General features: G+C 45.3%; 12 protein-coding genes. 10 read left to right on the forward strand and 2 right to left on the reverse strand.

From position 1 onward, the window contains the following. Nucleotides 1–239 precede the first annotated feature (239 nt). From ACJJII_RS15510 to ACJJII_RS15525, 4 genes are all read left to right on the forward strand, one after another. Nucleotides 240–2123 (forward strand): hypothetical protein, encoded by a 1884-nt coding sequence (locus tag ACJJII_RS15510; RefSeq protein WP_444916821.1) that lies wholly within the window; start codon nt 240–242, stop codon nt 2121–2123. 365 nt (nt 2124–2488) lie between these two features. After that, a complete protein-coding gene (locus ACJJII_RS15515) occupies nt 2489–7411 on the forward strand; it encodes an RHS repeat-associated core domain-containing protein (protein ID WP_444916822.1) in 4923 nt (1640 codons plus the stop codon). Next, nucleotides 7412–7795, forward strand: a complete 384-nt coding sequence (locus ACJJII_RS15520) for a hypothetical protein (RefSeq protein ID WP_444916823.1) — start codon at nt 7412–7414, stop codon at nt 7793–7795. Nucleotides 7796–8387: 592 nt separating this feature from the next. Next, the gene (locus ACJJII_RS15525) at nt 8388–9362 is read left to right on the forward strand and encodes a DJ-1/PfpI family protein (RefSeq protein WP_444916824.1); all 975 of its coding nucleotides are present in this window, start codon (nt 8388–8390) and stop codon (nt 9360–9362) included. A 643-nt stretch (nt 9363–10005) separates the two neighbouring features. Here ACJJII_RS15525 and ACJJII_RS15530 read toward each other — a convergent pair. Continuing rightward, nucleotides 10006–11535: a flavin-containing monooxygenase gene (locus ACJJII_RS15530; protein ID WP_444913487.1), complete on the reverse strand. Its 1530-nt coding sequence runs from the start codon at nt 11533–11535 to the stop codon at nt 10006–10008. A gap of 115 nt (nt 11536–11650) precedes the next feature. Here ACJJII_RS15530 and ACJJII_RS15535 point away from each other — a divergent pair, with 115 nt between their 5' ends. Continuing rightward, nucleotides 11651–12688, forward strand: coding sequence for an AraC family transcriptional regulator (locus tag ACJJII_RS15535; RefSeq protein WP_444916825.1), 1038 nt, complete (start codon nt 11651–11653; stop codon nt 12686–12688). A 22-nt stretch (nt 12689–12710) separates the two neighbouring features. On the opposite strand, the gene ACJJII_RS15540 is transcribed toward ACJJII_RS15535, so the two are convergent. Further along, nucleotides 12711–14243, reverse strand: coding sequence for a DUF1254 domain-containing protein (locus ACJJII_RS15540; RefSeq protein WP_444916826.1), 1533 nt, complete (start codon nt 14241–14243; stop codon nt 12711–12713). Between the two features lie 881 nt (nt 14244–15124). Between ACJJII_RS15540 and ACJJII_RS15545 the strand changes: the two genes are divergently transcribed. The 5 genes from ACJJII_RS15545 (at nt 15125) to ACJJII_RS15565 (ending at nt 20242) form a co-directional block, all read left to right on the forward strand. Further along, nucleotides 15125–16600, forward strand: coding sequence for a class I adenylate-forming enzyme family protein (locus tag ACJJII_RS15545; protein WP_444916827.1), 1476 nt, complete (start codon nt 15125–15127; stop codon nt 16598–16600). A gap of 92 nt (nt 16601–16692) precedes the next feature. After that, entirely contained in the window at nt 16693–17841 is a 1149-nt protein-coding gene (locus ACJJII_RS15550) for a type III PLP-dependent enzyme domain-containing protein (RefSeq protein WP_444916828.1), read from the forward strand. Nucleotides 17842–17844: 3 nt separating this feature from the next. Then, nucleotides 17845–18885: a hypothetical protein gene (locus ACJJII_RS15555; RefSeq protein WP_444916829.1), complete on the forward strand. Its 1041-nt coding sequence runs from the start codon at nt 17845–17847 to the stop codon at nt 18883–18885. Further along, nucleotides 18882–19715 carry a hypothetical protein gene (locus ACJJII_RS15560; RefSeq protein WP_444916830.1) on the forward strand — a complete coding sequence of 278 codons (834 nt, stop codon included), beginning with the start codon at nt 18882–18884 and terminating at the stop codon, nt 19713–19715. The genes ACJJII_RS15555 and ACJJII_RS15560 overlap by 4 nt, the downstream gene beginning before the upstream one ends. Then, a complete protein-coding gene (locus ACJJII_RS15565) occupies nt 19715–20242 on the forward strand; it encodes a hypothetical protein (RefSeq protein ID WP_444916831.1) in 528 nt (175 codons plus the stop codon). Before ACJJII_RS15560 ends, ACJJII_RS15565 begins: the two co-directional genes overlap by 1 nt. The last annotated feature ends 2 nt before the right edge of the window (nt 20243–20244 follow it).

Here is a 20244-nt window from a genome sequence, read left to right on the forward strand (position 1 = left end):
CTTGATGTGTTTTTAGCTGTTGGCTCCTAAGTCCGTCTATATCTAATAGAAAAAATATACAGTGCTGTTTCTCTCATTTTTAAACTTCCTCATTGTGTTCATATTTTTTTAAGTTACGCACAGAATTAAATTTCGTTTCCGCTAAAATTTCGCCCACTTTTGCATTTCATGACTGTCCGGAACTTATATTTTGGACAGTACCTAACACCAAAATAAAAAACACGGCACTTAAGGCGATTATGGAAAAGTTATTCGGGCAGAAATTATTGGTAATTGCACTAACCGCGGCACTTGCAGCTTGTGGTGGAGGGGGAGGTTCGTCGGATTCTGACTCCGATTCACCACCTGTGAGCGATGGCGGAGATGATTCCTCATTACCTGATAATGACCCATCGACTGTAACCGTTGGAGATGTGTCAACAGCTGAACTCGGGTTTGCAACAATTACCGCTACAGATATCACTTTGCCTAACGCAATGGTAAATGCTCAGGAAGTTTACCAGCTGGCCCACTATATTGGCCGTACGGACAGTGAGCAGGATGAGGAAAATATTGATATTCCTATCCGTAGCTATACGGCCTCCTGTGCTACGGATACTGCCCAGCCAAAAATGTATGTATCCACAACTTTGTCAGAGGGGAATAGTGCCTCTGATACAACCTATGGGTCCGTTTACGAGCTTCAATATAACCCAGATAGCATGAGCTTCGAGCAGACGGGTAACGCCACCATTCTGAATCAATGCTATGAGTCACATGGTATTACGGCCAGTTCGGATTGCTCCAGGGTAGCTGTTTTATGCAATACCGAATATAAGGCCAGTGAGCGATATGATATCGAGAAAGATCTGGTAGAAGAGTACGGTACAACCTGGATGAAGATTGAAGATAATCTTGACAGTGTTGCAGGTACCGATAATGAAGAGAAGTATAATGACCAGATCTGGCTAATGGAGTGGGATAACAAGCCTATAACAGAAACTCCAGATGCCTATGTTGTCAATAAAATGCATGGTGGCACTCATTTGGGGACTCAGGAGCTATTGTACGTAGAGGGTGATAGCCAAGGGCGCACAAGTTATGCATTTTCCGTGACTGCTCGTGTTCTTGTTAGCGGTTCGCATTATTCGGCAGGGCTGACGGTAATCAATCGGGATGACTGGTCAATGTCCTTCTCTGGAGATGATCACCGGGGTTGGTACTGGGCGTGTGGCCATGGCCACGTTCTGAATATTCGAGCCTTTTATAATCCGGGGAATGAGATGTACGGTGCTCTGTGTACCAGTGATGGAAATAAATATTATCCGTCACCGGGCCTGAATGCGATCGCCATTAAAATGGAGGACAGTGGATCTTCTGTTTATGAAGGCACCTATAATCATTTAGTACCATCTACAAGTGCGATGATATCCAACGGTGGTGGCCATACGGTTGTCCCGGTTGATGCCGATACAAATCTCTCAGTTATTGTCTCTCCAAAGTACATTGAAGATTCGAACATGGATATGTTCTTACAGGATGAGCTGGGCATCGATACAAGTGGTGATGGCCCCTTCGATGAGGAATGTGCTGATAACGGCATTCGCAATTGCTTCTTCTCATATATCGACAGTGGTGAATATCCCGTAATTTCGAGGCAGGGTCTCTACTCTGGAGATGCCTTGGATACTACTTCCCTGACACGTGTAGGTATTGCAAAAGTTGATGGGGAAGGCAGTATTGAAGGTAATGGCATTGAATGGCTGGCAACGGATTCTGACTGCCAAATTAGTGATCCCCAGTTGGTTGATCTGAAAAATGGCCGTTACTTATTTGGGTACGCGCAGTTCCAGTGTATCTCCGATAACCTCCCGTACAATCGCAGTAACAATAAGAGTGGTGATGCCATGCGTATGTTGGTGCCAAAAGCTTACTATGTAATGGAGATTGATGCAGACTTGAATGTACTTGAGGGGCCGGTAAAGCTGACTGACTACGGTTGGGGTGGTTTGGATGAGCCTATGTACTTGGGTAATGGTAAAGTTGCCTGGAGCTATATTAAGAATCCTACCCTGGATAATTATATAGGTGGCCAACAAAATGTTTGGCAGGCAATAGTTTATCATTCTGACAGCGTAAATTAATTGCGCTGATTTGGGGTAAGCTTAGGCTTGCCCCAAATTGAATTATACCTCTGCATCTGTAGTAATTTATCTCCCTCTCTTTAAGTTGTTTTCGTAACTCAGTTATACGTTCCATTACATTAGGATGCATCATTTTTTATTGTGCTCCTGTGTAATCCATTTCCTAATTTCCCCTCAGTATAATCGCGCGGCTTTCCCGTTCCGAAAACCACTTTTCGTTAACAGTGGTGACAGAAGTTCCGACTCCCTGAGTTGCGAAGACTGAAGTTGGAAAGGGCAGAGTACTTTTAGTGGACTTTATTTTGCTTTGAGCTAGCAGCGAAGGAATGTTGCATGGCTGGTTCGTAATCAATAAAGAGTGAGTTATGCAGCTATTTGTTGAGAATACATATGGAATTGTTTACCTGGCTCGAAGAGGGAGCGGTTTTAGCTCCGGATCTTCACTGCCAGCTAGTGCTGAGCAAACCCTGGAAATGTTCAGTGTTTCAGCTCTTCAAGAAATTTACGATTACTTCCTGGGTATGGGAGGGAGTTGTTCAGATCCTCTTCAACCAGGCAAGCAGCCTTATAGATGGGGTGACTTATCAGCCTCATTCCATTTAGATGCTCCTTCAAGCTACTCCTGGGTTGAGAGAGCTATTTATAAGGAGTTAGTTCAAAACCGCTTGGTAATCGAAGAGGCTCCATTTGCTGATGCGGTGCTAGCCGACAAGCAGTCCCAATTGATTCCTAAAATCGATACAGGCCTTCAATATATTGTTGACCTAGGGCGAGTTAATTCAAGGTTATCGAACAATGAATCTAATGATCAGAGTGACTTTACCGGAGGGCTAGCAATATGGCGTAAAGATTTATCTGAAGTAGAGACTTTGGTGAGTTCTATTCGCCCTTTGATGGCGCAGGGGTGCACCGCTAAGAACTATCTGCTGTATGAAAAGAACATTGAAAAGCAAGATGAAAAATCTATACCGACTTCTAGCAGATCCCTAGTAGCTGCGCTTGGTTTCGATGCCAATAAAGTTACCCAGCAGCACTTAGAGTTAGCCTTTGAAGTAGCTGAAACTTTATACCAGGATGCGAGAATACGTGAAACAAGTTTACGTTTCTTCCGCGATTACTTAAAAGCTCTATACCCATCGGAGGTTGCCCTACCAGAAAATGGCCTTTTTGAGATTATCTTAACATTCGCCATGGTAGCATCCGTGAGCGATTCCAACGCTGTCGAGATTTCCAAAGATAATGCGAGCTTACTGAGGTCTCTTCAGCGCGTTAGTAACCTAATGCTGGAATTTGCCAAAATCAAAAAGCGTCGCAATGTATTTCTCCATAAACGCGCAGGAAATGCTGAGGGTAATAAGGCGAGCTTCTCTGATCTGAGTTCTTCTGAAGTTGTAGTACCACCTTCCTCCGGCGGGCAAACATCAAGTTCAGGAGCGTCGCAAAGCGGTAAAGGAACAGTCAACGATAATCCTGAAGCGGGTTCTGACTGCAGTCAGGGTTCGCAGAGCTCCCCGAATACAAGCTCTGACCAGCCCGATAAAGCTGGGACCATAACCGGCACAAGCCATACTGGGAAGGAAGTTCCTAATAATAGTTGTGCTATTGAAGGCGGTGATCCCATTAACTTAAAAACCGGGGAAGAGCGTTTGACCTTAGTCGATGCGCTATTAGACGGACCGCTTCCCCTTGTTTTTGAGCGCACTTACCGCAGTAGTAATCCCAAAGATTTCGGATTAGGTCATGGTTGGACTCACACCTTGGGAGAGAGGTTAATAACGGCACCTGATAAAAGTGTTCAGTTTATGGATGCGGAGGGTCGGGTAATTAGTTTTCCCTTTCCGGGGGATAGTGACCGCAGCCACAATGTTGTTGAGCATTTAACACTTACTCGTGTCGCCGGCGATCATTGGATTATTACCCCTTACGGGGCTCCCAATGGCGTGCAAAAACACTTTAAGGCAACCGGTGTAACAGGAGGACTTAAGCTTGCGGAAATACGTGATGGCTATGGTAACTTCTACCTGTTCCACTATATCGATGAGCGTTTAATATGCATTGAGAGCAGCCTCGGTGAAGCCTTGCATATCAGCCCTCCGCAAGGGCAGTCGAACAGCCTGCGTATCGGTGAGCTTAAGAAGGAAACTCGCGATGGCCACATTAAAGTACTCGCAAGCTATGAGTACAGCGATGTTGGAGATTTGGTTAAAGCCACCGACGCCGATGGTTACAGTGAGCAGTACCAATACCATCACCATGTAATTAAGCAGCGCATCATAAAAACTGGCTACCGTTTCCATTTTGAGTGGGATGCCGAAGGCCCTTCTGCCCGCTGTGTGAGACAGTGGGGTGACCCAATCGATGGTCAGGCGACTTACAATTACCAGTTTGACTGGGACGATGATGGTAAGGGCGTTACTGTTACTGATACCCGTGGCGGCAAAGAGCGCTACCGCTTTAACGACCGGGCCCTGCCGATCTATCACCGCGATCCCGAAGGTGCAGAGACTCTCTACAGCTACAACGACCTGGGGCAGGTTACTCGGGTACAACTGCCCAGCGACGATGGCAGCCTTCGCGAGGAAATTTACCAGTACGATGACCAGGGCCGCCTGATACAAAAGAGCGATGCCGCCGGCAATAACCATCGTATCGAATACAATGCTGAAGGCCTGCCCGCCAAAGTTACCGACCCTGCTGGGAATAACTGGCAAAGGGAGTACAACGAAAATGGCCAGATCGTGGCCAGTAAAGATCCCCTCGGTAACAAGACCCAATACGGCTATAACCCCGTTGGTTTGATCGGTAGTCTTACCGATCCTCTCGGCAATACCACTCGCTATCTGTGGAACCCCGAAGGCAAGCTCGCCGCAGTAAAAGACCCAATGGGCCGTGCCCAGCACTACCGGTACGACAGTGCTCGCCGACTGGAAGAAGTGCAACACGCCCCCGGTCAGCTGACCCGCTATGAATACGACGCTCAGGATCGTATCCATGCGGTGACCACTCCAGACGGTGCCCGCACACAGTACAGCTACAACCCCCATGGATTACTTACCGAAGTTGTTGACTCTGAAGGCCGCAGCACTTGCTATGCCTACGATGGCCTCAGCCAGGTAAAAACCCGCACCAACCCGGATGGCAGCTGCCTGGAATATCACTATGACGGCGAGCGTAACCTAATCGGGCTCACCAATGAAAATGGCGAGCGCTACCAGCTTAAATACGACTTCAACGAACGCCTGATTGAAGAAGTAGGCTTCGACGGCCGCGTTACCCGCTATGCCTACAACCGTGCCGGCCACTTGGTAAGCTCCAGAGCCGTGACCGATACGGACAGCGGTAAAGGTATCGATACTATCTTTGAGCGCGATCCCTTTGGCCGGTTGTTGGAAGAGGTTACCCCGGACGGCAATACAAATTTCCGCTACAACCGCAGCGGGCAATTGATAGAGGCGGAAAATGCCCACAGCAAATTGCGTTGGGAATACGATGCCAATGGCCGAGTTACCGGCGACTGGCAGGGCAAAGAAAAGCTTAGCCACCGATACGATGCAGCAGGTAATCGTATTGCCACGACCTTGCCCGATGGAGAAGTACTTAAGTTTACTTTTAACCCTGCCGGACAATTCCAAAGCCTGCACCGTCGCCCTTTAGGTAGTGATACTGATGAGTTAATCACCCGTGTCAGCCATGATGAACAGGGTAGGGAAAGCCTGCGTCAACACGGCAATGGGCTGGAAAGCCAGAGAGACTACGATCCCCAAGGCCGCCTGCAAAAACTCAGACTGGGCAAAACAAGTAATGTAAATCAAAAACCAGCGTCCGATCCCACTTCAGGCACAAACCCAGTCCTTGAGCGTGGCTACCAGTACAACAAAGCTGGTCAGATAGCCAAAATTGAAGACAGCCTGCGCGGTAATCGCAGCTATCACTACGATGCCCTGGACCGCCTTACCCAGGTAGACGGCCCCAACCCAGAATATTTTGTACACGACCCTGCGCACAATATCCTTGCCGCTGCCAACTCAAAAGATGAAGCCAAACAGCAAGCCAGCGCTACCAGGGTAAAAGGCAATCGTCTCGCCTTTCGCGGTGATACACACTATCGCTACGATATTCATGGTAATCGGATTGCGGAGCTTCGTGGTAAAGGACAAAAACTGCAGACGCGTTACCACTACAACAGTCGCCAGCAGCTGGTACGTGTGGAGAAGCTAAAGGTGGAAGAGGGTGTAGAACACCTTCAACAAGATATCCACTACCAATACGACCCGCTGGGTCGCCGTATTAGTAAGGCTGTAAACAAAGAGAATAATGATTTCCTTTGGGATGGCGACACCCTTCTAAAGGAAACTAATACCGATAATCAAACCAGGCAGGACCTCAGCGCTCGTACCTACTACTTTGAACCGAGCACCTTTAAACCGGTTGCTTTAAAAGAAAGTAAGCTAGATAAAGAAGAGGTCTACTACTATCACCTGGACCACCTTGGCACCCCAGATACCCTTACCAACCAGGCTGGTGAAGTGGTATGGAGTGTTGCCTACAAGAGCTATGGCAATATTGCCTTAGCCTATCAGAACCAGATAGAGCAACCTTTTCGCTTTCAGGGACAGTACTTTGATGAAGAGACAGGGTTTCATTACAACCGACATCGGTATTTTGACCCAAAAGTTGGGCAATTTACTCAGCAAGATCTGATTGGTCTCCTAGGTGGAACAAATAACTACCAGTATGTGCCTAATCCTGTTCGATGGGTAGACCCGCTTGGGTTGACAGCAACGAAGGAAGATCCAAATAGAGCTAAAAAAACAGTTGCTGCAGTGCAATTACAGCAAGCTCAATTTTCAAATATAGAAGTGGGAAAGTTTGATGATGCTATTGCATTGGGACTGGAAGGAAAAAACTGTAAAGGCGCTTTGTTGCCTAAAAGCGAAGCTAGAGACGCAAAATTTGAGGCGATGGTTGCCAACGAGCTTCGAGATTACTTAGTTTCGTTCAGAAAAGCAATTCCTCATCCTTCGAAAGAGGGGCTCGCAGGGGAAATAGATATTGAAACCCCGAATTTTATCATTGAGGCAACAATGGGAAGGTCAAGCAAGGCGAATCAAGTGGGAGAGCGTCTGACAAATTCTATTGTCAACCCCAATGGAAAGCCTGTCATCGTAATAGCACCTAAGATGTCGAGTAAACAAAAGAGAGAAAATACGGTGAAAGCTGGTGCGGCTGTTGTGGTACGCTCAATTGATGAGTTGAATGAATATATGAAAAAGAATGGAGGTCCATAGGTGTCAACCTCGGTATATTTAGTTAGCAGTGATATTATATCTAACCAGGATGCTTTAGGTTTCATTATTGATATAGGTTCGATTGATATAGATAGTCAAAAAATATCTGGTCAATTTTTAAACGAGAGGGCTTGTGTCTGGATAAATTTTCTAGGCGGTTCTGTTCTTGATGAAAGCGATGAAGATGAAATTGATGCATGGAAGAAGGCACTCGGTGCAGATGCATGTAGTTTTTTCGAATTGACAGTTGGAAAGAGTCCTGGGTCTATGGATCTTGTGGCTAAAATAGCTGAGAAAGCTATGGAACGGTGGAATTTAGTTCTTGATGATTCATTTGAAACTATATACACAGAGAGAAATTATAAAGAAATACTTAAGCAATAATTATGTCCCCGATAGAAATATAGATTGTAGGAAGTGCACTATTCGACACCCGTAGGTTGGGGATTGAACAATAAATCTTTGGACTCCGCTTAACGAGGAGTTTTACAGGAGTGAAAGGGAGCTTAAATACATTCAGTCATGTTTAGGCAAGTATGACGTAGGGGTAGAATAAATAGTGTGTGATGGTTTGTCGGCCAAGTAGAATAGCTTTGGGGTTTCAGTTAGTAGCGTAAAGATAGTAATATTAGCCGTATATCCCATGTGTTCAACCGCTATTTAGTAGGGAGCAACCTTGCCCTATTACTTGTTTAGGTAACATGCCTTGCCACGAAGAAATATAATACAGTAAGAAAGTATACAAACATGTATCAATATTCAGATTAAATATTATCAATGAGATATATATTTCTCATACCCAAACATCTATGTCTGAATTTGTCGACTTTATGTCATTTGCGACCAGATTCACTAGCTTACACTTCCAGCTGTACCCCCAAAAGATATCTTGTTTATAGGTTTGGGCTTTGTATCAGATGCCCGATAAGCGCTTAAGCATGTATCTATACTCACAAAAAACAAAAAGGAAATAGTCATGCGTTCTTTAATCTGGGCTGGCCTATGCTCGCTAATTTTTAGCAATATGGTCTGGGCCCACTCTACATCTAAAGATGCCTTCCATATAGGGATATTATTGTACGACGGTGCACAAACCATTGATTATGCCGGGCCCTATGAGGTTTTTGGGCAAGCCAATTATCGTTTAACAACGGTTTCGGAAGATGGTGGAACCATTACTTCAGCTATGGGGCTTAGAGTGGCTCCAGATACCAGCTTCGATCAGGACAATCAATTTGATGCAGTAATTATCCCTGGGGGCAGTATTAATGAAGCAATGGAGAGCCCGGAAGTATTACACTGGATTAAAGATCAGTCCAAACAGGCCCAGTACGTTCTATCGGTATGTAATGGTGCCTTTATTCTGGCAAATACTGGGCTTCTGGATGGTAAGAAAGCAACCACCATTCGTGGAGCATTTGATTCTTTCGAGAAGAACTTCTCTGATGTTGAATTGGTAAAAAATAAAAAGTTTGTTGATAACGGCAAGTTTATTACTACAGCTGGCCTTTCATCTGGTATAGATGGCGCTTTATATCTGGTAAGCAAGGTTGATACGATTGAAAAAGCCAAAAGTGTCGCAGCGAAGATTGAGTACCTGTGGGTGCCAGAGGGGGGCTATATCCGGGGGATGATGGCGGATAAAATCATGCCAAACCTTGGTGACTTGCCTGAATCGATTCAGTTTGTTTCTAAGGAGTATAGCTATGGTAGCCTGGAAGAATGGTACACCGCGTTTCAGCTTTCCGGTGATGTGGAAACTGTAAAAGCCTGGTTTGGTGAGCAAATGAAAGAAAATCCCGAGTGGAGGAAGGGGCAGGGTAAGTTTATTGACAATAAATGGGTGTATCAGTTTTCTGATGATCGTACTGTATTGCAAGTTGACTTCGTTGCTCCCTCTGATATCAATCCTTGGGTGCTTAAGTTCAGCATATTGGATCAAGCGTCATAATTTGGTAGCTTTCGTTAAAGGTGGAGACGATAAAACCTAGAATATAGGAAAAGTATTTGCTTTCTGGTCTTCAGGTTGAACATACCGTTTGCACCGCCACATCGTCATTTTTGAATTACATTGGGAAGGTTCTTCATTCCGGCGATAGCATATTTGATAGGGCTTGGAAATTGACCAGCCTCTTTTAATGTTATTAAAAGTTTGGAAATTTGTGAACGACGGGTTTTTTCCGCCGGTAACTTGAATTTGACAAATTCTGTCCCAGTTTTCTAGTTGTATACTTACAGAAGACGCCATTGAAGCTATTGATAGCGAGGACAAAATTAAAAAAATACTCACAGCTCTCACAATAAGCCATCCTGTCTGGTGACCTAATATTCGGATTTGCTACCCCAAGATTATATGGTTTCGTGAAGCCCGTAACGAATTCCTAGAAGGCATCGGTGACGGATTAATTAGAAGTGTTTGTTACTTTTTTGTGAGGCGCGACTGTTAGGTCAAATAATGTTGATCGCGGTTGTTCACTTTGGGGTTTTAGTCTGGGCTTGGAGCTAGGAATTTTTGCAGTATCTATATCCGTCATACCTAATGAAAGGTAAAATAGAAGCGAGCCGAGGCTCGCATTCTTAATGCTGCCTGAAATTTAAATACTGCTTACTTCGATAGAGGATGTGTTGTTTTTATCTTGTGTCTTTTGAGTTTTCTCTGTGTCAAATTGATAGGGCAAAAAAGTTAAAAATTCATCCTCAATCGCTGAATCAAGGAGTATCTTACAGTCCTCCTCATAGTTATTTAACAGGCGCCATGGATAGCGCTTACCTTGTCTGGGAAGTTCTCCATTTGCCCGTTTTACATAGCCAGAGTCCAGGCTGCTCATCACCGAACCTTGCTCAGCACTGCCTTCGCTATCTATCGCTGTACACACCTGAAAGTTATGTGCGTCCATGTATTTTAATAGGCGGCAAATATAGCGAGCAGTAATGTCGGCTTTAAGAGTCCAGGGGGCGTTGGTATAGCCGAATACCCATGAGATGTTAGGAACCCCCTCCATTAGTACTGCTTTGTAAGTCAGCTTTTGATTGACTGCTACCGGTGCACCATCAATACAGAGCTTGATACCTCCTAGAACTTGTAACTTTAATCCGGTCGCACTGATAACAATGTCTGCGTCTAATTGTTGCCCTGACTTAAGCAGGATACCTTTATCTGAGAAGGTTTCTATTTCACCGGTGGAAACAGAAGCTTTTCCTGAGCAGATTGAGGAGAACAGATCCCCATCGGGTACAACGCAGAGACGTTGATCCCAGGGGTTGTAACTGGGATCGAAGTGACTGAGATCGTAATTAGCTGGAAGGCTTTTTCTTACATCTTTTAATAGTAACTTTCTAATAAAGTTAGGCCAGCGCTTAGCAGCTTTAAAAATCCAGCGCTGCAATTTGATATTGCGCCAGCGTCCTAGTCTGTGGACCCAGGGTGCTGGCAGAAATTTTGATAGTACACGAGAGATTTTATCGATAGATGGAACTGAAATGATATAGCTTGGGGAGCGTTGCAACATGGTGACATGTTGGGCGGTGGTTGCGAGCGAGGGGACCAGGGTAACAGCGGTAGCGCCGCTGCCGATCACGATAATACGCTTGCCGCGGTAGTTCAGATTTTCTGGCCACTGTTGGGGATGAATCAGTTTTCCTTGATAGTTTTCTATACCTGGATATTGCGGCAAGTAGCCCTCTTTATGGTCGTAATACCCAGTACAGGCAATCAGAAAACTACAGGTATATCTCACTGGGCTGCCAGATTCGGTGTTGTGACCTTCCAGAGTCCAAGCTCGGTCTGTACTGGACCAGTTTGCCGTAGTTAAATTTATTCCAAAGTGAATTCTCTTTTTAACGTCATATTGCTCTGCGGTGGTTTCAATATATTTTTGGATAGATGGGCCATCCGCGAGTATTTTCTCGCCGGACCAGGGTTGGAAGTCATAGCCGAAGCTGTACATATCGGAATCAGATCGAATGCCCGGGTATTTAAAGAGGTCCCAGGTACCGCCGACTTGTGCCCGCCGCTCGATAATGGCGAAGCTGCGCCTGGGACATTCGCGACTCAAATGACAAGCCATTCCTACGCCTGAGAGTCCCGCGCCGATAATTAATACATCGAAATGAGTCGATTTCACAATCCCTATCCCTGCAAATTTCTATGCCTTATAGACTGGGTAGATGTGCCCATGATTTATTGTTAGATTGCGACAAATAATTGTCTTTCCGCGCCACAAAGATGGGGAGCAAGTTATGGGTAGCCTTGTACGAGTCAGTGTTCTTTCCGGTTTCAGTGAATTCGTGGAGCAGCTTGGGGGCGGGGGGGAAGCCTTCTTGGCCGAGTTCGGTATGCCTTGTGATATCAGCCCGGCGGATTCCCGCTTGGTATCATTTGTTGAGGTCGCGCGCCTGCTGGAAACTGCAGCACGCCGGTTAGATCGCCCCGATTTGGGGCTGTGCCTCGCATCGCGACAAGGGGTGGACCGCTTGGGTGGGATAGGTGTAGTTGCATGCAATGCGGCCACTCCACGGCAAGCCTTGCTATCCGTTAGGCGCTTTCTTTCTCTTCATAGTTCATCCCTCAGTATGCAACTGGAGCCATTAAGTGAGGGAGGTGTACTACGTATTGTTTTTGATTGGAAGGACCCAGCTCTCAGTAGCTATCGCCAGATCCGGGAGCAGGTGCTGGGAAATACGCTGACGATGATACGGATGTTGGTAGAGACTGAGTGTTGCCCGCAAAACGTACTGCTGCCTCATGCTCCTCAAATGGCAGAGGGTGACTACTGCAATTACTTTGGGTGTGAGGTTCTGTTTAGCTCGGGCTATTGCGCGATGGACTTCCCAGCTGTATTTCTGGATACACCACTGAAGTCTGCCGATCCAGTGGTTGAGCGGTTGGCCATTTACCATTTGGAGGAGCAGAGTGCGACGCTGCCCGTTCCACTAACTGTAGAAATTCGACAGTTACTCAGCGAAATACTGCCCAGCGGCAGATCTCAGCTCGGCACTGTGGCAGGGGCGCTCAAGCTCCACCCCAGAACTTTACAGCGCCGCCTGGCTGCGGAAGGGCTTAGGTTCGAAGAGCTATTGGATAACGTGCGGCGGGATCTGGCGACTCGATACTTATCCGATCCGAATCTGGCCTTGGGGCAGATTACGGGTTTGTTGGGGTACTCCGAGCAGAGTACATTTCAGCGAGCTTGTCGACGTTGGTTTGCGGAGACTCCCCGGAATCACCGCTTACGCCTTGCTGGCAGCGCAATTGTGGGGCGGCCAGAATCTCCGTAAAAGCCTGGAGGAGTCGGTTCTTTCAATATTCAGTAGGCTCCACCTCTCCAGGGCGCCAGGTTTTCTCCAGCCATGGCCCCAAGGGTCCATACAGCCTCAAGATTACGAAGAAACCTTTGTTGGGTAGGGTCTCCAGCCAGTTTTTCTCAAACCCTTTTGGCGCCTCGGGTCCAAAATAAACGTCATAAGAACCATCGGAGTTTTGTCTTATCCCTTTCGACTGGCTGCTTACTGCGGGAAAGGGCTGGCTGGTTTTTAACATTGAGCGCGTTTGGCTGTCGTAGATATTCACTGCCCAAAAGGCATTGACCGGTACATCGGGGGGCAGGTGCAATTTGTATTTTCTAGAGCCGTCAAAGGGTTCTTTATTTTCATCGACAAAGGCAATGGCGTAATCAGAACCTTTGCCAGGTTCAATAGCAGTCATTGCTGGGCTGACACCGGTATAGGGGTAGAAGTAGCTGACTCGAGCGTCACTATTAATGGTTTTGCCATCGGGGCCATTGAAGAAGATGTTCTTGCCGGGAAACGCCATTACCCAAGCGCTATCTGTGCCTGGGTAGATTTTGATATCGGAGAGGGATTTGTCTGTCCGTGGATACCAAACAATTGAGCGGGCTATACCATTACCAATTGCAACTGCGTCCGTAAGAATTTTGGTCATTCTTTTATCTGGACTGAAGGCTTTCCCTTTTTCAATGCCTATTGAGGCAAAGAGGCCGCGAGTTTCTGGGTTAAGCATCCCAACCCACTCGTATTGAACGACTTCATTAAGGTGCTTATAGAATTGATAGTCATTAGGGTGGATGGTGTTGAAGGCCTTTCCAGACGCACTGATAAAGACCATCCTTGGCGGGTTACCTTTTTGAGCCAGGGGGTAGATTCTCAAGTTGTCTTTGATGTTTTGCACGGCCTCCGGCAAAGGCTGGTTACTTGGCGAGCGCATAAACACCCACAGTCGGAAGGAGCGAGGGTAGATGGGAATGTAGCCGAAGGGAATATTGCCTTTATAGTCTGGTGGCAGTAATAGAAACTTTCCCCCGCGCCCCTTATCCGGGCCAGAGGAGCCGATATCTTCAACAAAGCGGAACCAGGCATCATTAAACGCGCCCATAACGTCGGGCGGCGAGTGAAACACAGTTGGTCCGTCTCGTTTTAGATCTAAAAAAGCCAGCGTATAGATAGTCGAAGTATTGCCTGTGAGAAAAAGAGACTCAGAGTTCATTAATCGATCGAAAATTAAGACTTCATTGGCAGACTTGGCGCCAAGCTCTCTTCCCCCTTTCATCAGAGCATGTACCGATGCTCCCTGAATTCCTTTGAGGAAACTATCCACCGCACGCATATGATCCAAATAGTCGTAGAGCTTTTCTGCGGTCTGGGGGTAGGGAGCGCCATCGCGGAATTCGAGGGTGCCAATACTACTGTCCACCTTATCTGGAGTACTGATTGATTTCAGAGTCTCTGGATGTAAATCGGCGCAAAGCGGCAGAGGGCTGGTTAACAGAAGAAAAATTCCGACAGACCCAAATCCGTACTGAAGTAATCGAATCAAAATAGCTACCTCTATATGCAAGGCGTGCGTGATACGTAAGTGTGTGGTATTGCTTCCTCTATTGGGGTTATTTCGTGCCAATTTTTTGTGTTAACTGCCGGATTATAAAGATGGCTATCCCCAGGCTTAACTTGGGATCTATAGCGATAAGTTTGGCTTAATTTTGATCTGATGAGGCCGGTGATTTAAAAGGTCAACTTTATTGTAATTATTGGTCTATCACAGTTAGGCTGGCGCCCGTGTTTTGTCTGGCAGACCTGGATTTAAAGGTTTACTTGAAGCCAGTAATTTCACGCCGCTACTGATCTGACTCTCCTGTAACCGAAATTATTGCATTAACTTGCATTCAAATATTTATCTGGCTTTCAGTGCAGGTAGCCGATCACTTGTAAAAGAAATCTCTCAAGGTTTCATGGTTCTCAAAAACCACCTTCAGAAATAAGTTTGAGTGATTTTTAATATTTGCCCATCCTATTTTGTGACCATTCGGTTCAAATTTTTTGGGCTTTATAGGGTTTCACTACCAAAAAAATTATTTTCTTTTTTTTGGTCATTTGATGGAATTAAATCCTGAATAAATTGGTTTTTCATTGCCAATTTTTTTACTTGGTAGTGGTTCGAGATCAGAAAATGGGTTTATTAACTTCTTGATTTATTTGTCTTTTGGAATGTTTGTAATGTTTAGTCAGATCGAATAATTTCTAACAGGATGAAACTTTTCATGGATTGATAAAGAGGTTGTCATAAGCTTTACAGAAAATGCTTGTCATTATTGGGTCATCCGATTTATAAAATGATCGTCCCATGTAGCCGGTTTGAATAGTTTTTTTTAGGCTTATTCGGGCTAGATCAAAAATCTTAGAATAATAAATGGACTAAAAATGTTTTCTCTTGCCAGCCTGTTCGAGAAAGTTGTGGAAAAATGTTGGCAAGGTCGTCTGGAAAATCTGGATGGCGAGGTTTTGACCGCGGCTCACTGTGAGAATGCATGGCTCTCACTTACAAATGAAGAAGTTTGTTTCAGTGCTGGCGACCGCATTTTAGTGTGTACTCAGTCTGAAATAGAGGCGGTCGCCATTATGTTGGCGGCGTGGAAGATGGGGTTGGTGGTTGTACCTGCAAAGGGGGATCTGAGCCACTCTTCAATTAAAATGATCGCTTCAGACTGTAATGCCAAGGCGATATGGCGTGCTGGAAAAATTGAGGCCTTGCCCGATTATCAGCAGGAATGCTCAGAGTTTGAAGTGTCTTCTATTCCAGTGGTCACAGGCGTAGATCTGGCTCTGGTGATCTATACCTCAGGAAGTACTGGTAAGCCAAAAGGCATTATGCTTACCCATCAAAATATTCTGACCTCCTTGGCCTCAATATCCCAATATTTGGGCCTGACAGCACAGGACAGAATTTTGTGCTTATCCCCTTTATCATTTGACTACGGTCTTTATCAGGTACTATTTGCGCTATATAGCAACTGTACAACTATCCTCTACGACAAACCATTTAACCCCATACAAGCCCTTAAAACGATTTCAGAGCGGGATATATCTGTTCTTCCGATCGTGCCAGCAATGGGGGCTGCCCTGGTGAAACTGGTGGGTTTGGTTAAACCTGACCTCAGCAACCTGCGCAGTATCACCAATACTGGGGGCCATTTATCTGAGTACATGATTCGCGCCTGGAAAGAGTACTGCCCAAGTCTAAATGTTTTCTCTATGTATGGTTTGACTGAGTGCAAGCGAGCCTTGTACTTGGAGCCGGAGTTTTGGGAAGAAAAGATGGGTTCAGTTGGCAAGCCGATCCCTGGCCTGGATGCACGTGTATTTATACCTCACTCAGAGGTCAGTAAATTTAGAGAAGCAAAAGCTGATGAGATAGGTGAGCTTTATGTTCGTGGGACGGCAGTGATGCAAGGCTACTATAACCCGGCCGCTCAAGGTGGTGCAGAAATCTTTTCGGGCAGATATAGGGACGACAATTGGTTGGCGACGGGAGACCTTTTTACCCGTGATCAGGATGGCTTTTTCTATTTTAAAGGGCGTTCAAAAGACTTAATAAAACAAGGTGGATTTTGTCTGTTTCCAAAAGACTTGGAAAATCATATTGATATGTGCCCATTGGTGCATATCAATGCAGTCATCGGCACTAAAGATAAGCTCGAGAATGAAGTGGCTACTTGTGTTGTGGAGCTTCATGAGAATACCGCTGACAATCAGAAGCAGTTTCGCACTTGGCTGAAAGCGAACATAGATACTGACTACATGCCGAGAGATATCAGGTTTGTTGATGGAATTCAATTAACCGCTAATAGCAAGGTCGATAGGAAGTGCTTAGAACAGGATTTACAAGTCCATGCCTAATGATCTGAGTATATTTAGGCGGGATCCCGCCTAAAACATAAAACGCTAACTTAATAAAAATATAAACGATACGTTTAACCCTTGGGGGAGTTATGGGTGCACTGTCAGATGCGCTGGTTCAACAGTTGGGCCAAAATAAGAAACAGCTATCTACACCTTGTTATATTTATTCCGTTAAAACTGCTCACGATAACTACAAGCAGCTGAAGGAAGCGCTGGGCACGGGATTGATATACTCTCTGAAAGCCAATAGTTGCCTTGATTTAATACTTCGTTGTGGGCACATCTTTGAAGACGGTATTGAGATTGCATCTATAGGCGAACTAAATCTACTTCCCAAAGGGAATAGTCCCCGATTTGTCAATAACCCATCGGCAGATAAGGCCTTTATACGCGCTGCCATTGCGAGTAAGTGCCATTTAATTATCGACAACCTGAATCAATTAGCTTTGGTTGAGGAGTTGAAGGCAAGGCGGCCAGTAAACCCTGTCGTTTTAAGGCTTAATCCCTCAATCTTGAGCCACTTTGATAGAAATCAAAAGGGCCTAAGAAAAGATCATTTTGGTTTCGACTGGAATGGCTGTCTTGAGGCTTTGGATTTTTGTAAGAAACATGGGATTCCAGTTTTAGGTTTTCATTTGTTTAGGGGCTCATACTCCTTTAATAAAGGTGCTTTCGACACTGCCAAAGTGGCTTTACAAGTTGTTTATGAGTTTGAGGAAATACTGGGATACCCTCTGTCATTAGCCAATCTAGGTGGTGGGTTTGACCCCAATTGGCGAGAGCAGGAGTTTGATTTTGAGCAATATAGAAATTTGATTGCTGAATTTCCAGATCATATCAAGGTAGTTCACGAGAGTGGTCGAGCAATTATGGGCTCAGCCGGTTATTTCGTCACGGAAGTTCGCTATAAAAAGTCCATTAACGGTGACAAGTACGCCGTATGTGATGGGGGAATGGCCCAAAATTTTCTGTTGGCGAAAACGGAAAGTACCTTTAAACGATTCCAGCAACCTCATGTTTTGCGTAATGGGACTCCTCTAAAAGGGAATGATGAGGGGCAGAAAGTCCTTTTAGTGGGCACATCTTGTAATAAGGAAGATGTGATTGGGGAAGTCAACAATATTGACCTTCGAGAAGGGGACTTAGTCATATTTGAAGGATGTGGTGCCTATAACGCAAGTTATACCGTAGCACCTTTCCTTAAGTTGCCGGCTCCGAATTCTTATCTGGTGGAGTAGATCATGGAAATGCAATCGGTTGTAGGTGGTTTTGTTCTCAATCAATTATCCAGTATTTCACCAGTGCCCAGCACATTGAAATCGCTGTTAGAAAATTCTTGTGCTCGGCTATTCGATGCATCAATGATTATCGAAGATCCTTTGACAGAGCTTGCACCACTTAGGGACGCTTCGGTTCAGCAGCCATTAGAGCAGTTTGAGCAGACCTTTGTTATTGATCAAATTATTGACACTGTCCGGGATGAAGGACTGGATAATCACTTTCACAATATGATCGGGCTATTTGGCTCGATTATGTTGAGCCTGACTGCTACAGATGATCAGCTTGCCCAGGTCAATAAATGGGTGGAGCAGGGGATTTTCGGCCACTTCCTTATGACAGATCCCGGCGGCCCGAGCCTTATGGGTTGGAAGACAGAGCTGGTTGAAGCTGATAGCGACATGCTGCTGAATGTCGACAAGGTCCACGGCATTGAAGCACATAAGCTTGGCTTTGCCATGGTAGTTACCAAGCAACCGGGAAGGCCTTTTCCCCTGACAGTGATGTTGCCGCCAGAACTCTGTAACCAACTACGGCAGAGTACTGTAGGAGAGCCGTTTTTAAATGGCACCTTACAGCTGGGAAATTGCAAGGGTAAAGTATCAATTACCAAAGATATGTTATTGAGCAAAGGTGGGTTGGGTAGCGTCAATCGATTTTTAACACTGGTTCGCCCGCGCTTTGTCAAATCACTAATGCACTTTGTGCTTTGGCTACATGACTGTAAAGAAGCTCATTTAACCAGCGAAGATCAGGCTCATATAGAGTATCTAATTTATTTGTGTAATGAGCAGATAGCTGCAACCACTTTCTCTATGCACAGCGTAAACCGTGTTCTGGCAACGAAATTTACCAGCAATGAGCTTTTGCTGAACCTGGTCTTGTCAGGAAAGATCAAATCCGTGAATCGACAGCGCGATCTGTTGGCTTTCACAAAAATGGAAGGCAGTTCATATCGGTGCTTCTTTGAGATATATAGCAAATTTAAGGGGCTGCGGGTATGAGCCTGTATTTACGATCTGCAGCTTTTATCCCTATAGAAGGTATCACTGTCTCATCCAGTAGTGATGTATCAACTGCCTTTGGTGATATTGCCAGGATTATCCGAAGACAGACAGATAGTGTATTAGATGCTGCTCCAGAGATAAAAGATTCGCAAATAGATCGCCATTTTTTATGCTCTACCATGATTGAACTTCCTTTGAGTTCATCGGCGATTAGTGAGCAGGACTTCAATTACGGTGATAATGCAAGAGCGCCAATTACCAGTTTTGTTAATACCTATGAATGTGCATCTTGGGGTTATAGCCTTCGGCATTACCTGACACAAAATCCGGAATCGCGCTACTTACTGGCTAGTATTCTTGACGCCAATGTTTTAGATCTAACGTTTTGGCGAAAAAATGAAAATTGGGGCGATAGTGGTTTTGGTCTCTGTACACTGTTGTTTGAAGTGCGGGATCTTGACAGTGTAAACCTTAATGCATCCTGCACGATTACTTATAATACAACTCCGGAATTTGCCACTGTCATCCGAAAAATGGCTGTTGGACGAGATGACCTGACTTTATCTTTGCCATTCTTTCCAGAGAATATTCGCCAGATTTTCTCCAAATTGTTGTCGGCCAATCAAAAGTTACCAGACTTGCATGATCGATGGGGGCATTGTTTTGGTAGTGATCCCTGGCTGAATATTATTTGCCAAGGTGCTGAAAAAGGCTTTGACAAGCATGAAAATTTTCTGGCCTGTTCGATTGCATTGAATGGTTATTACTGCACTGTAGAAGTTACCGTTGATGAACAAAGTCACTTCTATCTAATGGAGGCCGCGTGATGAAGACTGTTGAGCTATCAACGTGTCTCGAACGTAACCCCTATCCGGACACATTGAAATCCTGCTTAGCACAAATGCTGCCGTTGAGTACTGAGCAGGACTATCTTGCATTATCCAGTCTACCAGTTAATTCCAGCCCGGTGCTACTGAATCATTCGGAGCACTATCAATTACTGCTGGATATTCTGCGATACTTTGAAGGTTCTGAACTGGATATAGACTTAATCTTGATAAAAATGCAGATGCCCGCTGGTGGGCGTATGCCAAGTGCTCTATTACAAGACACCGTTTTAATGCTTCATGATCTGGCTGGTGAAGAAGCAATATTGGTTAGAGAAGGAAAACGATATATAGCTATTGAAGATAGCTTGGTTCGCCACCCATTTGAAGCGGGAACAAACCAGCTGAAAATCAGGTTGGCAGTGGATGTTGATCGCCATGATCTCTTAATTGAGGGGCTTTCTAAATTACTTATCGAGTGCGGTTTCGGTGATATAACAATAAACACCATGGACGGGACAGCATAAAG

This window comes from Microbulbifer maximicatervae (SeqCode), from assembly GCF_052467825.1.

What these genes read in the sequence shown, in the direction of transcription:
- ACJJII_RS15510 (WP_444916821.1), top strand. Translation starts at nt 240, where the DNA reads ATGGAAAAGTTATTCGGGCAGAAATTATTGGTAATTGCACTAACCGCG.
- ACJJII_RS15545 (WP_444916827.1), top strand. Translation starts at nt 15,125, where the DNA reads ATGTTTTCTCTTGCCAGCCTGTTCGAGAAAGTTGTGGAAAAATGTTGG.
- ACJJII_RS15515 (WP_444916822.1), top strand. Translation starts at nt 2,489, where the DNA reads ATGCAGCTATTTGTTGAGAATACATATGGAATTGTTTACCTGGCTCGA.
- ACJJII_RS15550 (WP_444916828.1), top strand. Translation starts at nt 16,693, where the DNA reads ATGGGTGCACTGTCAGATGCGCTGGTTCAACAGTTGGGCCAAAATAAG.
- ACJJII_RS15555 (WP_444916829.1), top strand. Translation starts at nt 17,845, where the DNA reads ATGGAAATGCAATCGGTTGTAGGTGGTTTTGTTCTCAATCAATTATCC.
- ACJJII_RS15565 (WP_444916831.1), top strand. Translation starts at nt 19,715, where the DNA reads ATGAAGACTGTTGAGCTATCAACGTGTCTCGAACGTAACCCCTATCCG.
- ACJJII_RS15535 (WP_444916825.1), top strand. Translation starts at nt 11,651, where the DNA reads ATGGGTAGCCTTGTACGAGTCAGTGTTCTTTCCGGTTTCAGTGAATTC.
- ACJJII_RS15525 (WP_444916824.1), top strand. Translation starts at nt 8,388, where the DNA reads ATGCGTTCTTTAATCTGGGCTGGCCTATGCTCGCTAATTTTTAGCAAT.
- ACJJII_RS15560 (WP_444916830.1), top strand. Translation starts at nt 18,882, where the DNA reads ATGAGCCTGTATTTACGATCTGCAGCTTTTATCCCTATAGAAGGTATC.